The 14,160-nt window shown below is 50.2% G+C and carries 13 protein-coding genes; 7 read left to right on the top strand and 6 right to left on the bottom strand.

Features of this window, described 5'->3' with window-relative positions; genetic code table 11:
• Positions 1 to 227 precede the first annotated feature (227 nt).
• The 6 genes from ABWW03_RS09505 to ABWW03_RS09480 all read left to right on the top strand — a co-directional run bounded on the left by ABWW03_RS09505 (position 228) and on the right by ABWW03_RS09480 (position 7,215).
• Positions 228 to 2,774: a TonB-dependent receptor gene (locus tag ABWW03_RS09505; RefSeq protein WP_353407901.1), complete on the top strand. Its 2,547-nt coding sequence runs from the start codon at positions 228 to 230 to the stop codon at positions 2,772 to 2,774.
• A gap of 206 nt (positions 2,775 to 2,980) precedes the next feature.
• On the top strand, positions 2,981 to 4,540 hold the full coding sequence (locus ABWW03_RS09500) for an alanine/glycine:cation symporter family protein (protein WP_353407900.1): 1,560 nt from the start codon (positions 2,981 to 2,983) through the stop codon (positions 4,538 to 4,540).
• Between the two features lie 116 nt (positions 4,541 to 4,656).
• The gene (locus ABWW03_RS09495) at positions 4,657 to 5,058 is read left to right on the top strand and encodes a GFA family protein (RefSeq protein WP_435372749.1); all 402 of its coding nucleotides are present in this window, start codon (positions 4,657 to 4,659) and stop codon (positions 5,056 to 5,058) included.
• Between the two features lie 19 nt (positions 5,059 to 5,077).
• Complete coding sequence (locus ABWW03_RS09490) at positions 5,078 to 5,437, top strand: MmcQ/YjbR family DNA-binding protein (protein ID WP_353407897.1); 360 nt, start codon at positions 5,078 to 5,080, stop codon at positions 5,435 to 5,437.
• Between the two features lie 133 nt (positions 5,438 to 5,570).
• The gene (locus tag ABWW03_RS09485) at positions 5,571 to 5,987 is read left to right on the top strand and encodes a helix-turn-helix transcriptional regulator (protein WP_353407895.1); all 417 of its coding nucleotides are present in this window, start codon (positions 5,571 to 5,573) and stop codon (positions 5,985 to 5,987) included.
• 58 nt (positions 5,988 to 6,045) lie between these two features.
• Entirely contained in the window at positions 6,046 to 7,215 is a 1,170-nt protein-coding gene (locus ABWW03_RS09480; RefSeq protein ID WP_353407894.1) for an RDD family protein, read from the top strand.
• A 28-nt stretch (positions 7,216 to 7,243) separates the two neighbouring features.
• Here the strand turns inward: ABWW03_RS09480 and ABWW03_RS09475 are convergent, their stop codons facing one another.
• Both ABWW03_RS09475 and ABWW03_RS09470 read right to left on the bottom strand, forming a co-directional pair.
• Positions 7,244 to 8,800, bottom strand: coding sequence for a transglycosylase domain-containing protein (locus ABWW03_RS09475; RefSeq protein ID WP_353407893.1), 1,557 nt, complete (start codon positions 8,798 to 8,800; stop codon positions 7,244 to 7,246).
• The gene (locus ABWW03_RS09470; RefSeq protein WP_353407892.1) at positions 8,790 to 9,215 is read right to left on the bottom strand and encodes a BlaI/MecI/CopY family transcriptional regulator; all 426 of its coding nucleotides are present in this window, start codon (positions 9,213 to 9,215) and stop codon (positions 8,790 to 8,792) included. Before ABWW03_RS09470 ends, ABWW03_RS09475 begins: the two co-directional genes overlap by 11 nt.
• 157 nt (positions 9,216 to 9,372) lie before the next feature.
• Between ABWW03_RS09470 and ABWW03_RS09465 the strand changes: the two genes are divergently transcribed.
• On the top strand, positions 9,373 to 9,768 hold the full coding sequence (locus tag ABWW03_RS09465) for a hypothetical protein (RefSeq protein ID WP_353407891.1): 396 nt from the start codon (positions 9,373 to 9,375) through the stop codon (positions 9,766 to 9,768).
• Between the two features lie 140 nt (positions 9,769 to 9,908).
• On the opposite strand, the gene ABWW03_RS09460 is transcribed toward ABWW03_RS09465, so the two are convergent.
• The 4 genes from ABWW03_RS09460 to ABWW03_RS09445 form a co-directional block, all read right to left on the bottom strand.
• Positions 9,909 to 11,015 (bottom strand): phosphoribosylaminoimidazolesuccinocarboxamide synthase, encoded by a 1,107-nt coding sequence (locus ABWW03_RS09460; RefSeq protein ID WP_353407890.1) that lies wholly within the window; start codon positions 11,013 to 11,015, stop codon positions 9,909 to 9,911.
• Positions 11,016 to 11,248: 233 nt separating this feature from the next.
• Positions 11,249 to 11,488 carry a YdcH family protein gene (locus ABWW03_RS09455; protein WP_353407889.1) on the bottom strand — a complete coding sequence of 80 codons (240 nt, stop codon included), beginning with the start codon at positions 11,486 to 11,488 and terminating at the stop codon, positions 11,249 to 11,251.
• 209 nt (positions 11,489 to 11,697) lie between these two features.
• Positions 11,698 to 13,194 carry a Na+/H+ antiporter NhaC gene (gene nhaC, locus ABWW03_RS09450; protein WP_353407888.1) on the bottom strand — a complete coding sequence of 499 codons (1,497 nt, stop codon included), beginning with the start codon at positions 13,192 to 13,194 and terminating at the stop codon, positions 11,698 to 11,700.
• A 78-nt stretch (positions 13,195 to 13,272) separates the two neighbouring features.
• Positions 13,273 to 14,109 (bottom strand): 6-carboxytetrahydropterin synthase, encoded by an 837-nt coding sequence (locus ABWW03_RS09445; RefSeq protein ID WP_353407886.1) that lies wholly within the window; start codon positions 14,107 to 14,109, stop codon positions 13,273 to 13,275.
• Positions 14,110 to 14,160 lie beyond the last annotated feature (51 nt).

The following is a 14,160-nucleotide window of genomic DNA, read 5'->3' as shown; positions in this document are numbered from 1 at the left end:
CTCACTATTATTCAGAAATTTTGCGACGGCGGCTTCCGAATTTCGAAAAGGCTCAATATTGGATGGCGCGCTAGAGCCGATGAGGGCTTTTAGAGAAGGAATTTTCCAACAATCAATGACGATTTTTGAAAACGCTAAGCATGTGATTTAAGAATCTGGCAGATTGCGCTCTCAAAGCTATAACAGCAAGTGATAACAATAATAAATGTCATCAGACGGAGAGCGTTATGTCGCAATACTCACCATACAAGCCAGCTATTCTCAGTCTGGCTATCAGTCAGATATTAATTTCCAACGCCACCGCGCAGAGCAGTGAGCCTAAGTTTGCCCTGGAAGAAATTGTCGTTACTGCCCAGAAGCGCGAGCAGAATGTGATGGATGTCCCAATCGCCATCGACAACTATTCTTCCAAGGACATCGAAAACACCGGCGCACTTCTGCTTGAAGATATCGCTGACTATATCCCCGGATTCGAAGCTGGTGGTGCTTTAACTCAAAGCACCTTAACCATCCGTGGTGTGGCCAGCTCGAATATCAGTTCGGGTGGCGATGCCTCTGTGGCCACGTTTTACGACGGCGTTTATCTGCCGCGTTCGGCCACTACAATTTCCTTTTCCGATATGGCCCGAATCGAGGTCTTAAAAGGCCCTCAAGGGACGCTGGCTGGTCGAAATGCGGCCGCGGGTGCGGTGAATATCGTCCCCAATCGCCCTCAACTGGATGAGCAGGAAGGCTTTATCAAGCTGAAAGCCGGTAACTACGATTTTCAGCGTTGGGAAGCGATGATTAACCAGCCGCTGTCCGACAAGGTCGCGCTGCGAGCGAATTTGATGCTGAACAAGCGCGATGGCTATATCGATAATGTTCAGACCGGTGGGGCGGATGTTGATGCCAAAGACATGCTGACCGGTCGAGTAGCCCTGCTCTGGGAAGTCAACGAAGATACCCGTTTGCAATTGAATGCGGATTTTGATGATTCCGATAATGGCCCGGCGCCGTCAATTGGCTACAGTGATTTCTCTCACAACCGTCAGCCCACCAGCGGTGTAATTGCCAATGATGTGATCAATGGCCAGGAAACCCGCGATATGTATTCCGTGGGGTATCGCCTGGAGCACGACATCAACGACGAGTGGTCCTTGGCCTGGTGGACCAATTACCGTGACCTGGATACCACCAATCGTCAGGATGAGGACGGCACCAATCTCATCAATCGTTATCTGGATACCGATAATATCGAAACCAGTGAGCTGCTCTATACCGAACTGCAGGTGAACTTCGCCAATGACCGCTTTAAGTATGTGGGTGGTTTCACGTATTCCAGCGAAGATAAGAGCCAAGTGACCCAAATTAATACCACCGCCGATACCGCGGCCAATCTGGCCACTCAGGTGTCCAATGGCTTACTGGCGGCTGCCGGTGCCGGTTTCAGCATCGATAGTATTTGGGACCCTCAAGGTTGGGCAATGTTGACGGGGGCGTTGGACCAGATTGCCGGCGGTGCGCTCGGAACACCATTAGATCAGTCTTCCGCATCCTATAATGGGGTACTTGGGTTTTTATACGCCAGCCCATTTGCGTCCCAGATTCAGTCGTTTAATCCGGTACTGGCTGCGGGTTTCGTCGCGCCGAGTTACTCAGGCCAGCTGTTCACTGAGGAAGTTCGCAACACCGGTGAATTTGTGAACTGGGGCATCTACAGTGATATCGATATTAGTGTGACTGACAACTTCAATATGATTTTTGGTCTGCGCTACAGTAAAGATGAAAAAGACTTCAGTTGGTTTAATGGCACCGCACCGCTGGCAACGACACTGAATCAAGAGCGGGCGGCTTTAGCTGCTGCGGGCCTGTCGGTTGCAGCGTTGATTCCACCGTCGACCAACTTCCTGAGCCCCTTGAGCCAGCAGGGGGTTGGTTTGGTCACCGATCGCCTGGTGCAAGCGAAAGACAGTTGGAGCAAGACCACTGGGCGTGCGATCGCGCAATACCGTTTGACTGATAAAGCGATGGTGTTCGCTTCCTACTCAACAGGGTACACCTCAGGTGGCTTTGACAGCTTTGTGGTCAATTCCGCGACGACGCCATTGGCGCCGGAAGAGGTGAGCAATATTGAGTTAGGTGTGAAAGCGGACTGGTTGAATGATCGACTGCGCACCCGTTTGAATTTCTTCGACATGAGCTTTGATAATCGTCAGCGTTCGGTGTTTTCCGCGGACCCCAACATTCCGGGCTTCTCCGCTCCGATCATTATTTCGGGTGATGAAGACATTGATGGTTGGGAGTTGGTGATGCAGTGGTTGCCGACCGACAACATTCAGTTGGGGCTGGTAACGACTCAACGTGAAACCAGCAGCCAATATGCTGAGTATATCGACGCCAACGGCAATACTCGTGGTGGTGATCAGGAAACCGCGGACACCCTGGATGAGTATACCCTCACGTTCGATTGGGCTTGGGACATCGCCGCAGGTCAAATGAATTTGCATGTCGACTACGTCTTCAAAGAGCAGCAGTTTGATGCCGATGATCCCGGTTATTTGCCGGAATATGAGATCATCGAGAACTTTGGTGATGACCAGAAAATCCTGAACGCCAGAATAGCCTGGCGCAGTCAGGATGATCGTTACGGAATTGCTCTGTGGGGGCAAAACCTTCTGGATAACCGCTATACCAACATTCCCGGCGGTTTGGCGGCATCGAGCCTGCAGACGCCAACGGTGTCTTTGAGTGAACCAAGAACCTACGGCATTGACCTGGAATACCGCTTCTAAGCGAGAGCAAGACCCGATCAGCGCCCGGTCATGGGGTGCTGATCATTTTTTCAATTTCATATCCTCTATCTCCTTTGATTACGGGGCCCCAGCCCCTCTTTTTTCGGGTTTTTCCGAGCCCAATCGTTCTTTATAGTGATATTTGTGGTTAGAGCCGTTACCCTGACCACCCGCAATTCCCTATAAATCATAAGAAAGGTTTTCTCATGTCAGAGACCCCAGAAACTGTCGCCGAGCAGGCGGCTGAAGTCGCTGCAGCCGTCACGGCTGATTCCGGCACTTCCCTGCAGACCATTGTTGATGCCATTAATGGCGTGGTCTGGAGCCCCGCCCTGATTTACACCTGCCTGGCGGCAGGGTTGTTTTTCAGCATCATGACGCGCTTTGTTCAACTGCGTTTGTTCAAGGAAATGATCCGTTTATTGTTTTCTGGGGGCGCTTCCGATCGAGGTGTTTCCTCGTTCCAGGCGTTGGCCGTTTCTCTGTCTGGTCGAGTGGGTACCGGCAATATCGCCGGTGTCGCGGCGGCTATCGGTTTTGGTGGTCCGGGAGCTGTATTCTGGATGTGGGTGGTGGCCTTCCTGGGCGCTTCAACGGCGTATGTTGAATCCACCCTGGCTCAGATTTATAAAGAAGAGCACGAAGGTCAGTACCGAGGTGGTCCGGCTTTTTATATAGAAAAAGCCACGGGGCAAAAGTGGTACGGTATTCTCTTTGCCGTTGCGACAATTCTGGCCTGTGGTGTTTTGTTGCCAACGGTTCAGTCGAACGCGATTGGTAATGCGGTGGATCTGGCCTTTGGTAGCGGCGACATGATTGATACGGCGCTGGGTACCATCAGCTCTGCTAAAATCATTACGGGTGCAGTAGTCGTCATGATTCTGGGCTTTATCATCTTTGGTGGTTTGAAGCGTATCGCGAAATTCGCAGAATTTGTTGTGCCGTTTATGGCGCTGTCCTACATCATCGTGGCTTGCGTTGTGTTGGTTCTGAACATTGATCAAGTGCCTGCCGTCATCTCAATGATTCTTGGTGATGCCTTCAGCCCAATGGCGGGTGTCGGTGCAGCTATCGGCTGGGGTGTTAAGCGCGGCGTGTACTCTAATGAGGCCGGCCAGGGTACAGGGCCACACGCAGCGGCCGCCGCCGAAGTTCAGCATCCTGCTCAGCAGGGTTTGGTGCAGGCCTTCTCGGTGTATATCGACACGTTGTTTGTCTGTTCAGCCACAGCCTTTATGATTTTGATTAGCGGTGCCTATAACGTCCACGGTGAGGGTGGTTTCCTGGTTCAAAATTTGGCCGCGACGGTGGATGCCAATAGCCCTGCATTTACCCAGCATGCCATCGAGTCTGTGTTCCCTGGTGTCGGTGAGCCGTTTGTGGCTGTGGCCCTGTTCTTCTTCGCGTTCACGACCATTTTGGCGTACTACTATATTGCCGAAACCAATGTGTCTTATGTTTTACGCACCATCAAAATTCCCGGTGCTTTCTTTATTTTGAAAGTTATCATGATGTTTGCGGTATTTTACGGCAGTGTCAAAGCCGCGACCCTGGCCTGGGGGTTGGGTGATATCGGTGTAGGCTTGATGGCCTGGTTAAACATTGTGGGTATCATCATCATCTTCTTTATTGCCAAGCCGGCGATCAAAGCCCTACGTGACTATGAAGCCCAGCGCAAGGCGGGTGTTGAAGAGTACGACTTTGATCCGAAAGCCTTGGAGATCAAAAACGCGGATCTGTGGGAAAAGAAACAATCAGAATCTTAAAATTCTGATTCATCGAAAACGGCCACCTTAGCGTGGCCGTTTTTGTCTGTGCAGGATTAAAATACGCTGTCTTGACCTATTGCGAAGGCAATTACAGAAGGGGAGTGGTGTAGACAATGATAAAAGGGCACTGCAATTGTGAATCTGTCCGTTTTGAGGTGGAGGATTCCACACAAGATGTTTATATGTGTCACTGTTCAATGTGTCGGCGCGGTACGGCAAGTGGTGGCATTGCGGTTGCGATCGTACCGCGTGATCGTTTTCAATGGCTCAGCGGTGAAGCGCACATTAACACCTGGCACAAGCCCGGCCACGACTGGCAAACGTCGTTTTGCGATATTTGTGGTTCCAATTTGCCTGGGCCAAACGATTCCAACAGTTTGTATATTCCGGTAGGCTTGATCAGCGAAGGTGCCGAGCAGATGACTCTGCGCCAACATTTGTATACCGACTCCAAAGCCCGCTGGGAACCTCTCAGCGATGAGGCCGAGATACATACAACCGTTGGCAAACGATAAATAAGGGAGGTCGCCAACAATGACCCATGAGGAATTTAATCAATATTGTGCGTCGTTCAAGGCTACAGAGCATGTGGTCCAATGGGGCGGAGCCGATGTCTGGAAAGTGGGGGGGAAAGTGTTTGCCATCGGCGGTTGGACAAAAGAAAAGCAAACCGGCTTTACCTTTAAAACATCCGACAACAACTACCTTTTTTTGGAAAACAAAGCAGGATATCGCCCAGCACCCTATTTAGCTTCTCGCGGTATGAAGTGGATTCAGCAGTTCGATGCCGACGACAGCGAAGATGAAGAGCTGCGTTATTACATCAGTGAATCCTACAAAATGATTTCTACTGCCTTGTCGAAGAAAAAACAGCGGGAATTGGGGTTGCTCTAGGCCGTATGGGCTCCTGGCGGGCACGACAGCAGCCACTGTCGCCCCTTTGTCGTGCGGTGTCGCCGCTTTGACGTGTTCAAATAACCACAATCCTGGGAAGCTTTTGTTTTTCAAAAGAAGAAGGGATCCAACGATGGAAGATATGATTAATCATCAGCTGATAAAAACCCTGCGCCAACAAAAAGCCTGGTCGCAGGAACAACTGTCCAGCATTGCGGGGGTGAGCTATCGCACGGTTCAGCGTGTGGAGCGCGATGGTCGAGCTTCGTTGGAAACCCAAAAAGCGATTGCTGCCGCCTTTGAGATAGAACTTGAGCAGTTGAGAGTTAAAGAGCCTGCAGATACCCCCGTTTCTGGAAACGTGAAAGGTGCTACCTGGGGTTATGCCGGTATTTTACTGGGGTTTGTCTGTGCCGTGCTTGCCGTTTTCCTCGACATGAGCGCTGGTGGTATAAGCCCGACCGTGGCGGGAACAACCCTGGGTTTACTGGGGGCTGTCAGCGGCTTATGCTGTGCGGCAATAGGTGCCTATTCCCGCCGAAACCGCTAATTCGTATTCATTCAAATCAAAACACTATTTTAGTTTTATTCGCATCAGGTAGGGGTGAATGATTCAAGATCTTGCCGCAGAAACACAACGTTCGAAAGACCCCAAAAAATTCATTACCCCCTATGCCTTCAGTGTGTCACCGGAGTTATACGGTACCGCATTGGCTTCGCCGGTAAAGCGTTTGTTGGCGATTCTTATTGATTTAATCGTGGTGCTCTTGCTTGCGGAGCTCAGCAGTATGCTGTTGGCGGGCCTAATGGCTGTGCTGTTTTGGCAGATCAGTCGGCGTTTTACACTGGCGGGTGAACGCCCGGTGTTGAGGGTTTTTCTGCGCATGCTGGCGAGCCTGATTTTGTTCGGTATGGCGCTGTTGTATTTTGCTGAAGCCGATCTACAGAAGCGTATTTCTGATCGAACTTGGAATGTCGAACTCGGAGATGCTGATGTAGGTGATCTTTCGCTGGTGGAAAGTGCGGCTTATACAGGCGTTGTCATACAGCAGAGCCAGCGCATCAGGGAAAAGCGTGAAACCATGAATGCCGAAAACTGCCCTTCCTTGATTGACTGCTGGCAACCGTTTCTCGATCAGTTTGCTTTGCAGCTCGTCGAGATGGATGCGCCTGCCGCCGTTTCAGAACAACTTATGGATGTTGTTATAGAAGAAACGGGCGTCAACGCTGGGCAGGCTGAAACGCTTCGTAATAATCTGCCTATTCCATATCAGTCTTTCTTAGATGAAAAATCCGGCGTGGAATCAACCAGCAAAACCTCTGAAGCGCCAAGCGGAGAGGCTACAGTTCCCCATGGGAATGTTGATCAGGGTATTGACGTTAATACGGCCGGAATTGATGAAGTCCAAAGCTCAGGTGACAACGCTGCCGTATATGAGGGAAATTCCATTATGGGTTTTATCCATGCGTTGCTGGCTGATCTTGGCTTGGGTTTTGGCTGGGCTGCATTTTATTTCAGCGTTATGAACGCCCGTTTTACCGGCCAAACCGTCGGTAAATATGTATTGGGTCTGAAAGTGATCAAACTGAACGGCGATCCAATGGGTTTGTGGGAAAGCTTTGGACGATATGGTGGTTACGGTGCTGGAATAGCCACAGGCTTGATGGGTTTTGTTCAAATTTTTTGGGACCCGAATCGCCAGGCCATTCAAGATAAGATTTCTGAAACATTGGTGATTGATCAGCGCAAGCCGAAATACCAATGGCCTGTTGAGTAGACGTGGTATTTGGCTTGGCGAATGCGGTTTACTGTGTCAGCTTGCGCAATAGATTTAATTGGCGAGAGCTCGCCAGCTGAGGATTATGAATCATATTGTATTTTGTTGGCGCTTCCAAAAACGGTATTAACATAGCTGCTTCCGAGAGATTCAACTCTTGATAGGGCTTAGAGAAATAGGTGTGAGAGGCAGTGGCCAACCCCCAGGCATTATTTCCGAAATACACCCGGTTGAGATACATCTCTAAAATGTCTTCCTTGCGGTAGTTCGCTTCAATAATACGAGCCAGCTTTGCTTCTCTCATCTTCCTGGACAGAGAGCGCTTTTCCTTCAGAAAGGACTTTGCGAGCTGTTGAGTAATGGTAGAACCGCCCGATACCCATCGCCCTTCACCGTTTATCCAAGCTGAGACGTTGTTCACCATGGCGCGGCTGCTCGCTTTCAAACTGATGCCTCCGTGATTAAAAAAGTCCTGATCTTCGTGTTTTAACAAGGCTTGAGTTACCACTTGTGGAACGTCGGCATACTTGACCGCAGGGTGCTTCTCCAGACTGATCTGATATTCCTGTTTGATGTGATTCAAGGCCAGTTCTGTGAGGTAATGATCTTGATTTTTCCATTGGGCGGTTGCCAGCAATACTAGGGTGAGCAGTAGGACACTGCCGGGAATGAAAATAAGGCGTCTATTAAACGATTGCACTTTGAGTAACATTTGAAGTCTCCGCTTAAGTGTTTTTTTGTGCAGCCAATGTTGAGTGCCCAGGCTGCGCTTTGCTTCCCTTTGTGCTCGCTCAGCGCTGCTGAGTAGCAGCTTGCTATAGTGAAGCGGACTGCTTTGGCGTGCGGTCAGTTGATCGCATTGCAGTTCTCTGAGTAATTCTCCGCGGCGGTAGAAGCCGTGTATGAGAGGGTTGAACCAGAAGATATGCCGCAGACATTGTTCGGCTAAAGTCCAGTAGTGATGCCGGCAGTTAAAATGGTTTTTTTCATGTTCAATGATCAGCGTTTCTTCTTCACTGCCCGTTAACAGCTTGTTTGGAAGAAAGATTTTTTTCCTAATAAACCCAATGGAAAAAGCGGAATGAACCGAGTTTGATCGAATAATGTGAAAACGATTCTGTATGACCGATGAGCCGGCGTTTCGGGAAAGGTGGTAGAGATAGCCATGATTGATGAGCAGGCGAGTGGCAAATAGTATCAAGCCCAAACTGCTGGCGAATAGCAACGCCCCGCTTAAGAAATAGAAAATATCGCCCAGCTGTAAATGGAAATCCTGATGAGCCCGGAAACCAGGGCCCTGCTCTGATTCCTGTGTGGTGGAGAGCTTAAGCTCTGTCGCCGCTTGCTCAGCATCAGTGTGGGTTGCGAGGCTTTGAGTCGTGTGGAGAGTGTTCCATTCCAGCAGAACTAAAGGGGCGAGCAACATGCCAATCAGAAGGGCTTTATGAATACTCAAATTCCAATTTAAGGGCAGGCGGGCTGGATCGATCAGCAAGACCGAGATCAGTAACGGAAGAAAAAAGAGTTGTCCGAAACTGAGTAAGGTATAGATCTGAAACAGCCGCTCAGTGATATCAAGTGGCATTGTTGGTCCCTGACCTGTGCTGGCGGCCGCTTTTGCTATCGTCTTCTTTCTCTTCAATCAGAGCTTTGAGCTCATTCAGTTCGCTTTGACTGAATTCATTTTCCTGCAGAAAATACTCGGCAAACGAAAGTTTGTTCCCTGAAAACAAGCGCTTGATGATAGTGCCGAGTCTGCCGGCCGTAATCTCATCTTTGTCCACGAGTGAGAAGTAGGCATGTTGCTTGCCTTGCTTCTGGTGGTCCACTAGGGATTTGCCTTCCATTTTTTGCAGGGTTTTCAGGACCGTGGTGTAGCCCGGGGCGTCAGGTTCTGGCCAGTTTTCAATAATACTATTCACTGTGGATAAGTTATCCAGCTGCCAAATGCATTGCAAAATGCGCAGCTCCAATTCGGTCACTTTAATTTCATCATTCATGGTATCGGTGCTTTGAGTTTCACTACGATAATTGTCGTATTTCACCAATCTTAGTACGACAGTTGTCGTACATCAAGTTTTTGTTCGTTATTAGCAAGCCTTGAAAAGCCTCTTTTCGCCCTCAGTAATAGAATAGGTTTAAATATGTGACTGAATTATGTTGTTAGTGCGTTTGGTTTTATTCGTCGTTTCCCTTGGGTTGGTGGGCTATGGGGCGTTTGCCATGCTGGCCGCCGAACTGATTGTGCCCACTTTCAGCGGAGTGGAGAACGGCCGATTTATTCAGATCACCGGCTTGACCGCCTTATTTTCAGGTGCTTGTTTAGCGGGCTTGGGCGCCATGTTAGCGGCCAATATGTTGGCGGCGTTGAGTCGCCACCCTTTGCGGGAAATGCGTTGGCAGGCAGCATCCAATACCGCGTTGTGGATTGCACTTACCGCGTTTGTTTTTGCTTTATTGAGCGCCGTAATGGGCTGGGAATCGGTCTACAGTGGTTTTATCACTGCAAGTGAGCCTGTGGATGCTTATTTGCACCCAAGCGCCATTGAATAAATTGGGGAGTTAACGGGCAAGATTCGAGGAATTCGAAGATTGTTGCGGCTTGAGAGCTTGAAAAAAATCGAGCTGAAAACAAGAGATAAAAAGAATACTGGCGCTATGATTCACAGCGCCAGCATGGGGTCGATCGGCGATTACGCGTCGATCAGACCATAGTTATCGCGTAGGATGTCGATAATCTCGGCCTTAGGGTTGGCAGACAGTTCGATTTTTTCACCCGTAATTTTTTCAGCGATACCACAGTAGGTTTCTGATACCTGCATCAAGATAGCTTCTGGCAGAGCGTTGTCGCGGGCCAAAGCGTTGCGCTCGTCCATGCGATCCTTGTTCAGCAGAATGTCTGGGTTAGGGAAGTGGTTCAGCAACAGCTGGCGAAACTCTTCTTTTGAGTTTTCGACCACTTTACCGTCGCGATAGGAAGGACCGTCCCAAATGCGAGAGGAATCTGGTGTGCCAACTTCATCCATATAAATCAGTTTTTCTTGGCCTTCTTTGTCCGTGACATAGCCAAATTCAAACTTGGTGTCGACAAAGATTTGATCCAGCTTTTCCAGTTCAGCACTGATCACATCAAAGCCTTCGCGCAACAGTTTTTCGTACAGATCGATGTCATCTTTGCTCTTGAAGTTAAACGCTTCAACATTGTCATCGATGTTCTGGCGAGTGATGTTCACATCATCCTGCTCAGGGACACCTGGAATGCCTTTAAGAATACCTTTGGTTGACGGTGTGATCAGCAATTCGGGTAATTTGCTGTCTTTCTGCAAATCGTCGGCGATCTGAATGCCGCAGAATTCACGTTCGCCTTTGGCGTAGCTGCGCCACATGGAGCCTGTAATATATTGACGGCAAATGGCTTCAATCATGACGGGCTTGGCTTTTTGTACAATCCACACGAAAGGGTGAGGAATATCAAGGATATGGCTGTCGGCCAGACCTTGTTCTTTAAACAGTTTAAACCAGTGATTGGAAATGGCATTCAACGCCGCGCCCTTTCCAGGTACACCGTTCATGCCGCCTTCACCATGCCATACGCATTCAAATGCAGAGATGCGATCGCTGATGACCATAATGGCCAGAGGAGAATCCGGTGCGACATCGTAGCCTTTTTCTTCAATCAGGCGACGGCTGTCGGCTTCGGTTAACCAGTATACAGAGCGAACTTTACCGCTGTGTACAGGGGCATCGGTACGGATAGGAAGGTCGTTATTTACGGCCAATACTTTATCGGCAAGACTCATGGCGTTGTCCTGTGCTTTGCTAGCGAATTCAAATTAAACATATGGTCGGCTGCTGCCGGTCTAGAAGCGCCAAAGGCAAATGGGCGGGGTTTCTAGAAAGGGGATTCTACCAGAACTTTAGGCAGTTTCCAGAGTTTCTGGAGGCTGGGGATCGCCAGGCAGGTCAAAAGAGGTGGCCGGGTAATCCCGGCCGGTGGAGCTTCACTGCAGGAGCAGAAAGCCCCTAGGGGAAATCAGGCTTTTTGCAGCATGGCGAACATTTCATCTTTCAAATGCAGACGTTGCTTCTTCAGTTCTTCCATATGTTCATCGCTTGTGGGCGAATCATTTTGCTCAAGATTGCGAACGTTATGATCCAACTCGTGGTACTCCTTGAACAGTTTGGCGAAGTGGCGATCGTTCATCTTCAGGGTATGAATCTGTTCGCGAAATTCGGGCAGCTCGTGGACCAGGTCGTGCTTCTCAATATTCATGATATTTCCTCAGCTAGTGGGTAAAAAAGAACAGGCTTTGTTTGTTTTTATTATCGGTCTGTCAGGCGCTGAGGTATTGATGTGGGTCAACAAGTGAAACGGATAAAACCGAGAAGTTACTCGGGTTGTTAACACTGAAATGCGGCCACCTCTAAAACAGAAAAGCCGCTGAAAAACAGCGGCTTTTTTAAAAGGCGAGATCAGGCGCTTCAGGCTTGGGGTTGAGCGTCTTCCAGCGGGGTGATCTTGAAATTGGTGAAACCATACAGGGTGGTCATCAGTGGCGTGATCAGGTTGAAGAAGCAGAACGGCAGATAGGCAAATGTCGCGACACCCAATGTTCCGGCCATAAAGACACCGCAGGTATTCCAAGGTACCAGAGGAGAGGTGATGGTTGCGCTGTCTTCGATAGCGCGTGACAGATTTTGCGGGGCCAGTCCGCGCTTTTCAAACTCCAGTTGATACATGCGCCCTGGAATCACCACCGCGATATATTGATCCGAAGACACCAGGTTAACCCCAATACCTGTACACACCGTGGTGAAAATCAGGCTGCCTGTGCTGGACGCGAGATTGATTAGGCCGCCGACCAAGCGCGCCAGGATGCCGGTTTTCTCCATAATTGCGGAGAAGATCATGGCGCATATGATCAGCCAAACGGTATTGAGCATGGAGCTCATGCCACCGCGGGACAACAGGTCATCAATATTGCTGTCCCCCGTGCTGGACTTATAGCCATCAAACAAGACTGTCCAGCTGCCTTTGATCATTTGCAGGGCGCTGCCCAGATCTTCCGATGCACCCATACCGATAACGCTATTGGGTTGAAAGATAACCGCGAAGACCAGGCCGAGCATAATGCCCGCCCAAATGCTGGGCAGCACCGGGAACTGTTTGTACGCCATGACAAACACCACCACCAATGGCAGCAGCAGGTAAACACCAATATCAAATTGACCTTGCAGCGCGTGCAGGGTGTTGTTCAGGGTATTGAGTTCGCCGCTGCTGCTGTGCTGAATGCCCACCCAGGTAAACAGAATCAGGGCAATGATAAAGCTCGGCGTCGTGGTCCACAGCATATGTCGAATATGGGTGAACAAGTCGGTGTTGGCGGCCGCAGAGGCCAGATTGGTGGTATCTGACAAGGGCGACATTTTATCGCCGAAGTACGCCCCCGAAATCACCGCGCCAGCGGTCGCCGCCAGAGACAGGTCCAAAACGGTGGCGGCTCCGATAAAGCCGATACCAATCGTGCCTGCTACTGTCCAGGAGCTCCCGATACACAATGCAACGATGGCGCAGATTAGACAGGCCGCAGGATAGAACCAGGAGGGATCGAGCAGTTGCACGGCGTAATAGATCATCGATGGCACGGTGCCCGACATGATCCAGGCGCCGATCAAACTGCCCACAGAAAATAAAATCATGATCGCTTTCAGGGCGATGACAATACCGGATTTAATCCCTTCCTCGATTTCATCCCAACTAAAGCCGTTTTTTATACCAATGATGGCGGCGACGGCGGCGGTTAGAACCAACGCCATTTGGTTGGCGCCACTGGAAGAGCTGTCGCCGTAAAAATACACCGAGGCCGATAGCAAACCCATCAGAACTACGGCGGGGATCAAGGCGTCAAGCAAGCTTGGGGTGCGACTGTCGTCGCTGCTGATAATGGTCTCTTCTCGAGAATCGCTCAATTCGCTCATAATTTGGAACTCTTTGTTTTTATTGTGTGGGCTCAGTCATTGCTGAGGCCCGTCAACCTGGGTGCGAGCCCCAGCGACTTATACTTGATAGACGGCACCCTTGCCGATGCCCTCAAAGGCACGAACCTTAAACTGGGAATTCGGGTGGATTTCTTTGAGTTGTCCGGCAATGTAGCAGGCGATCCATTCGACGGTGGTGTCGGTGGGCAGCAACTCGCAGCCGCTCGCCGGTAAGCTGATGTCAAATCTCCCCTGTGCGCTCTGGTAGGCAAAGCTGAGTTGCCCTTGATGGCTTTCTGTCAAATCAAAATCACTGCCCAGGTAAATATCACCCCAGCGTTTGGCCCACTGTTGTTCCAAGGCCTTATCGCGCTCTCCGTCGCGCCAAATCTGAATACGGGAACGGTGGCCATGGGCGATACGCTGACAATTGCCCGCATGCTTTTTCAGACCGTGACTGTAATGGTAGAAGGCATCGTCCCCAAGCGATTCCGTGCTGAAGTCCAGGCTCAGGCGCTCAATGGTGTCGGGCAGCAGGGCGCGCAATTGATCAATGCTCCATTGGGCCACACTGGCGGCATCAATGTATTCGGCATCAATCAGGGTAATGGCCTCGGCGGGTGAACGGCAGCTCATTTCCTGATCGCCAAAGCGCCAGCGCAAACTGATGTAATCGCCTTCTTCCAGCAAGGTCAGGTTTGGACTGTGACGGGGCACCAATAGGCAATGGTCCAGAGTCTCGTCCAACCAGTTACGCAGGGTTTTCTTGACGATGCCAAAGTCGCAAACCATGCCTTGTTCATCCAGGGCGCCGTCCAGCTCGGTGCTGGCCAACCAGGTTTCGCCTAACAGGCCGCGATCAGGGTGAAGAAAACTGAAATCTACATTGGTCAGTTCGTCGACAAATAACAACATAAGGGGTTTAGGGCTCGATCAAAAGGCCGCCTATGATATAACAGCCGATGC

It is taken from the genome of Pseudoteredinibacter isoporae, assembly GCF_040372805.1.
GTDB lineage: Bacteria > Pseudomonadota > Gammaproteobacteria > Pseudomonadales > Cellvibrionaceae > Pseudoteredinibacter > Pseudoteredinibacter isoporae_A.
This window is presented reverse-complemented; position numbering and strand designations above follow the sequence as displayed.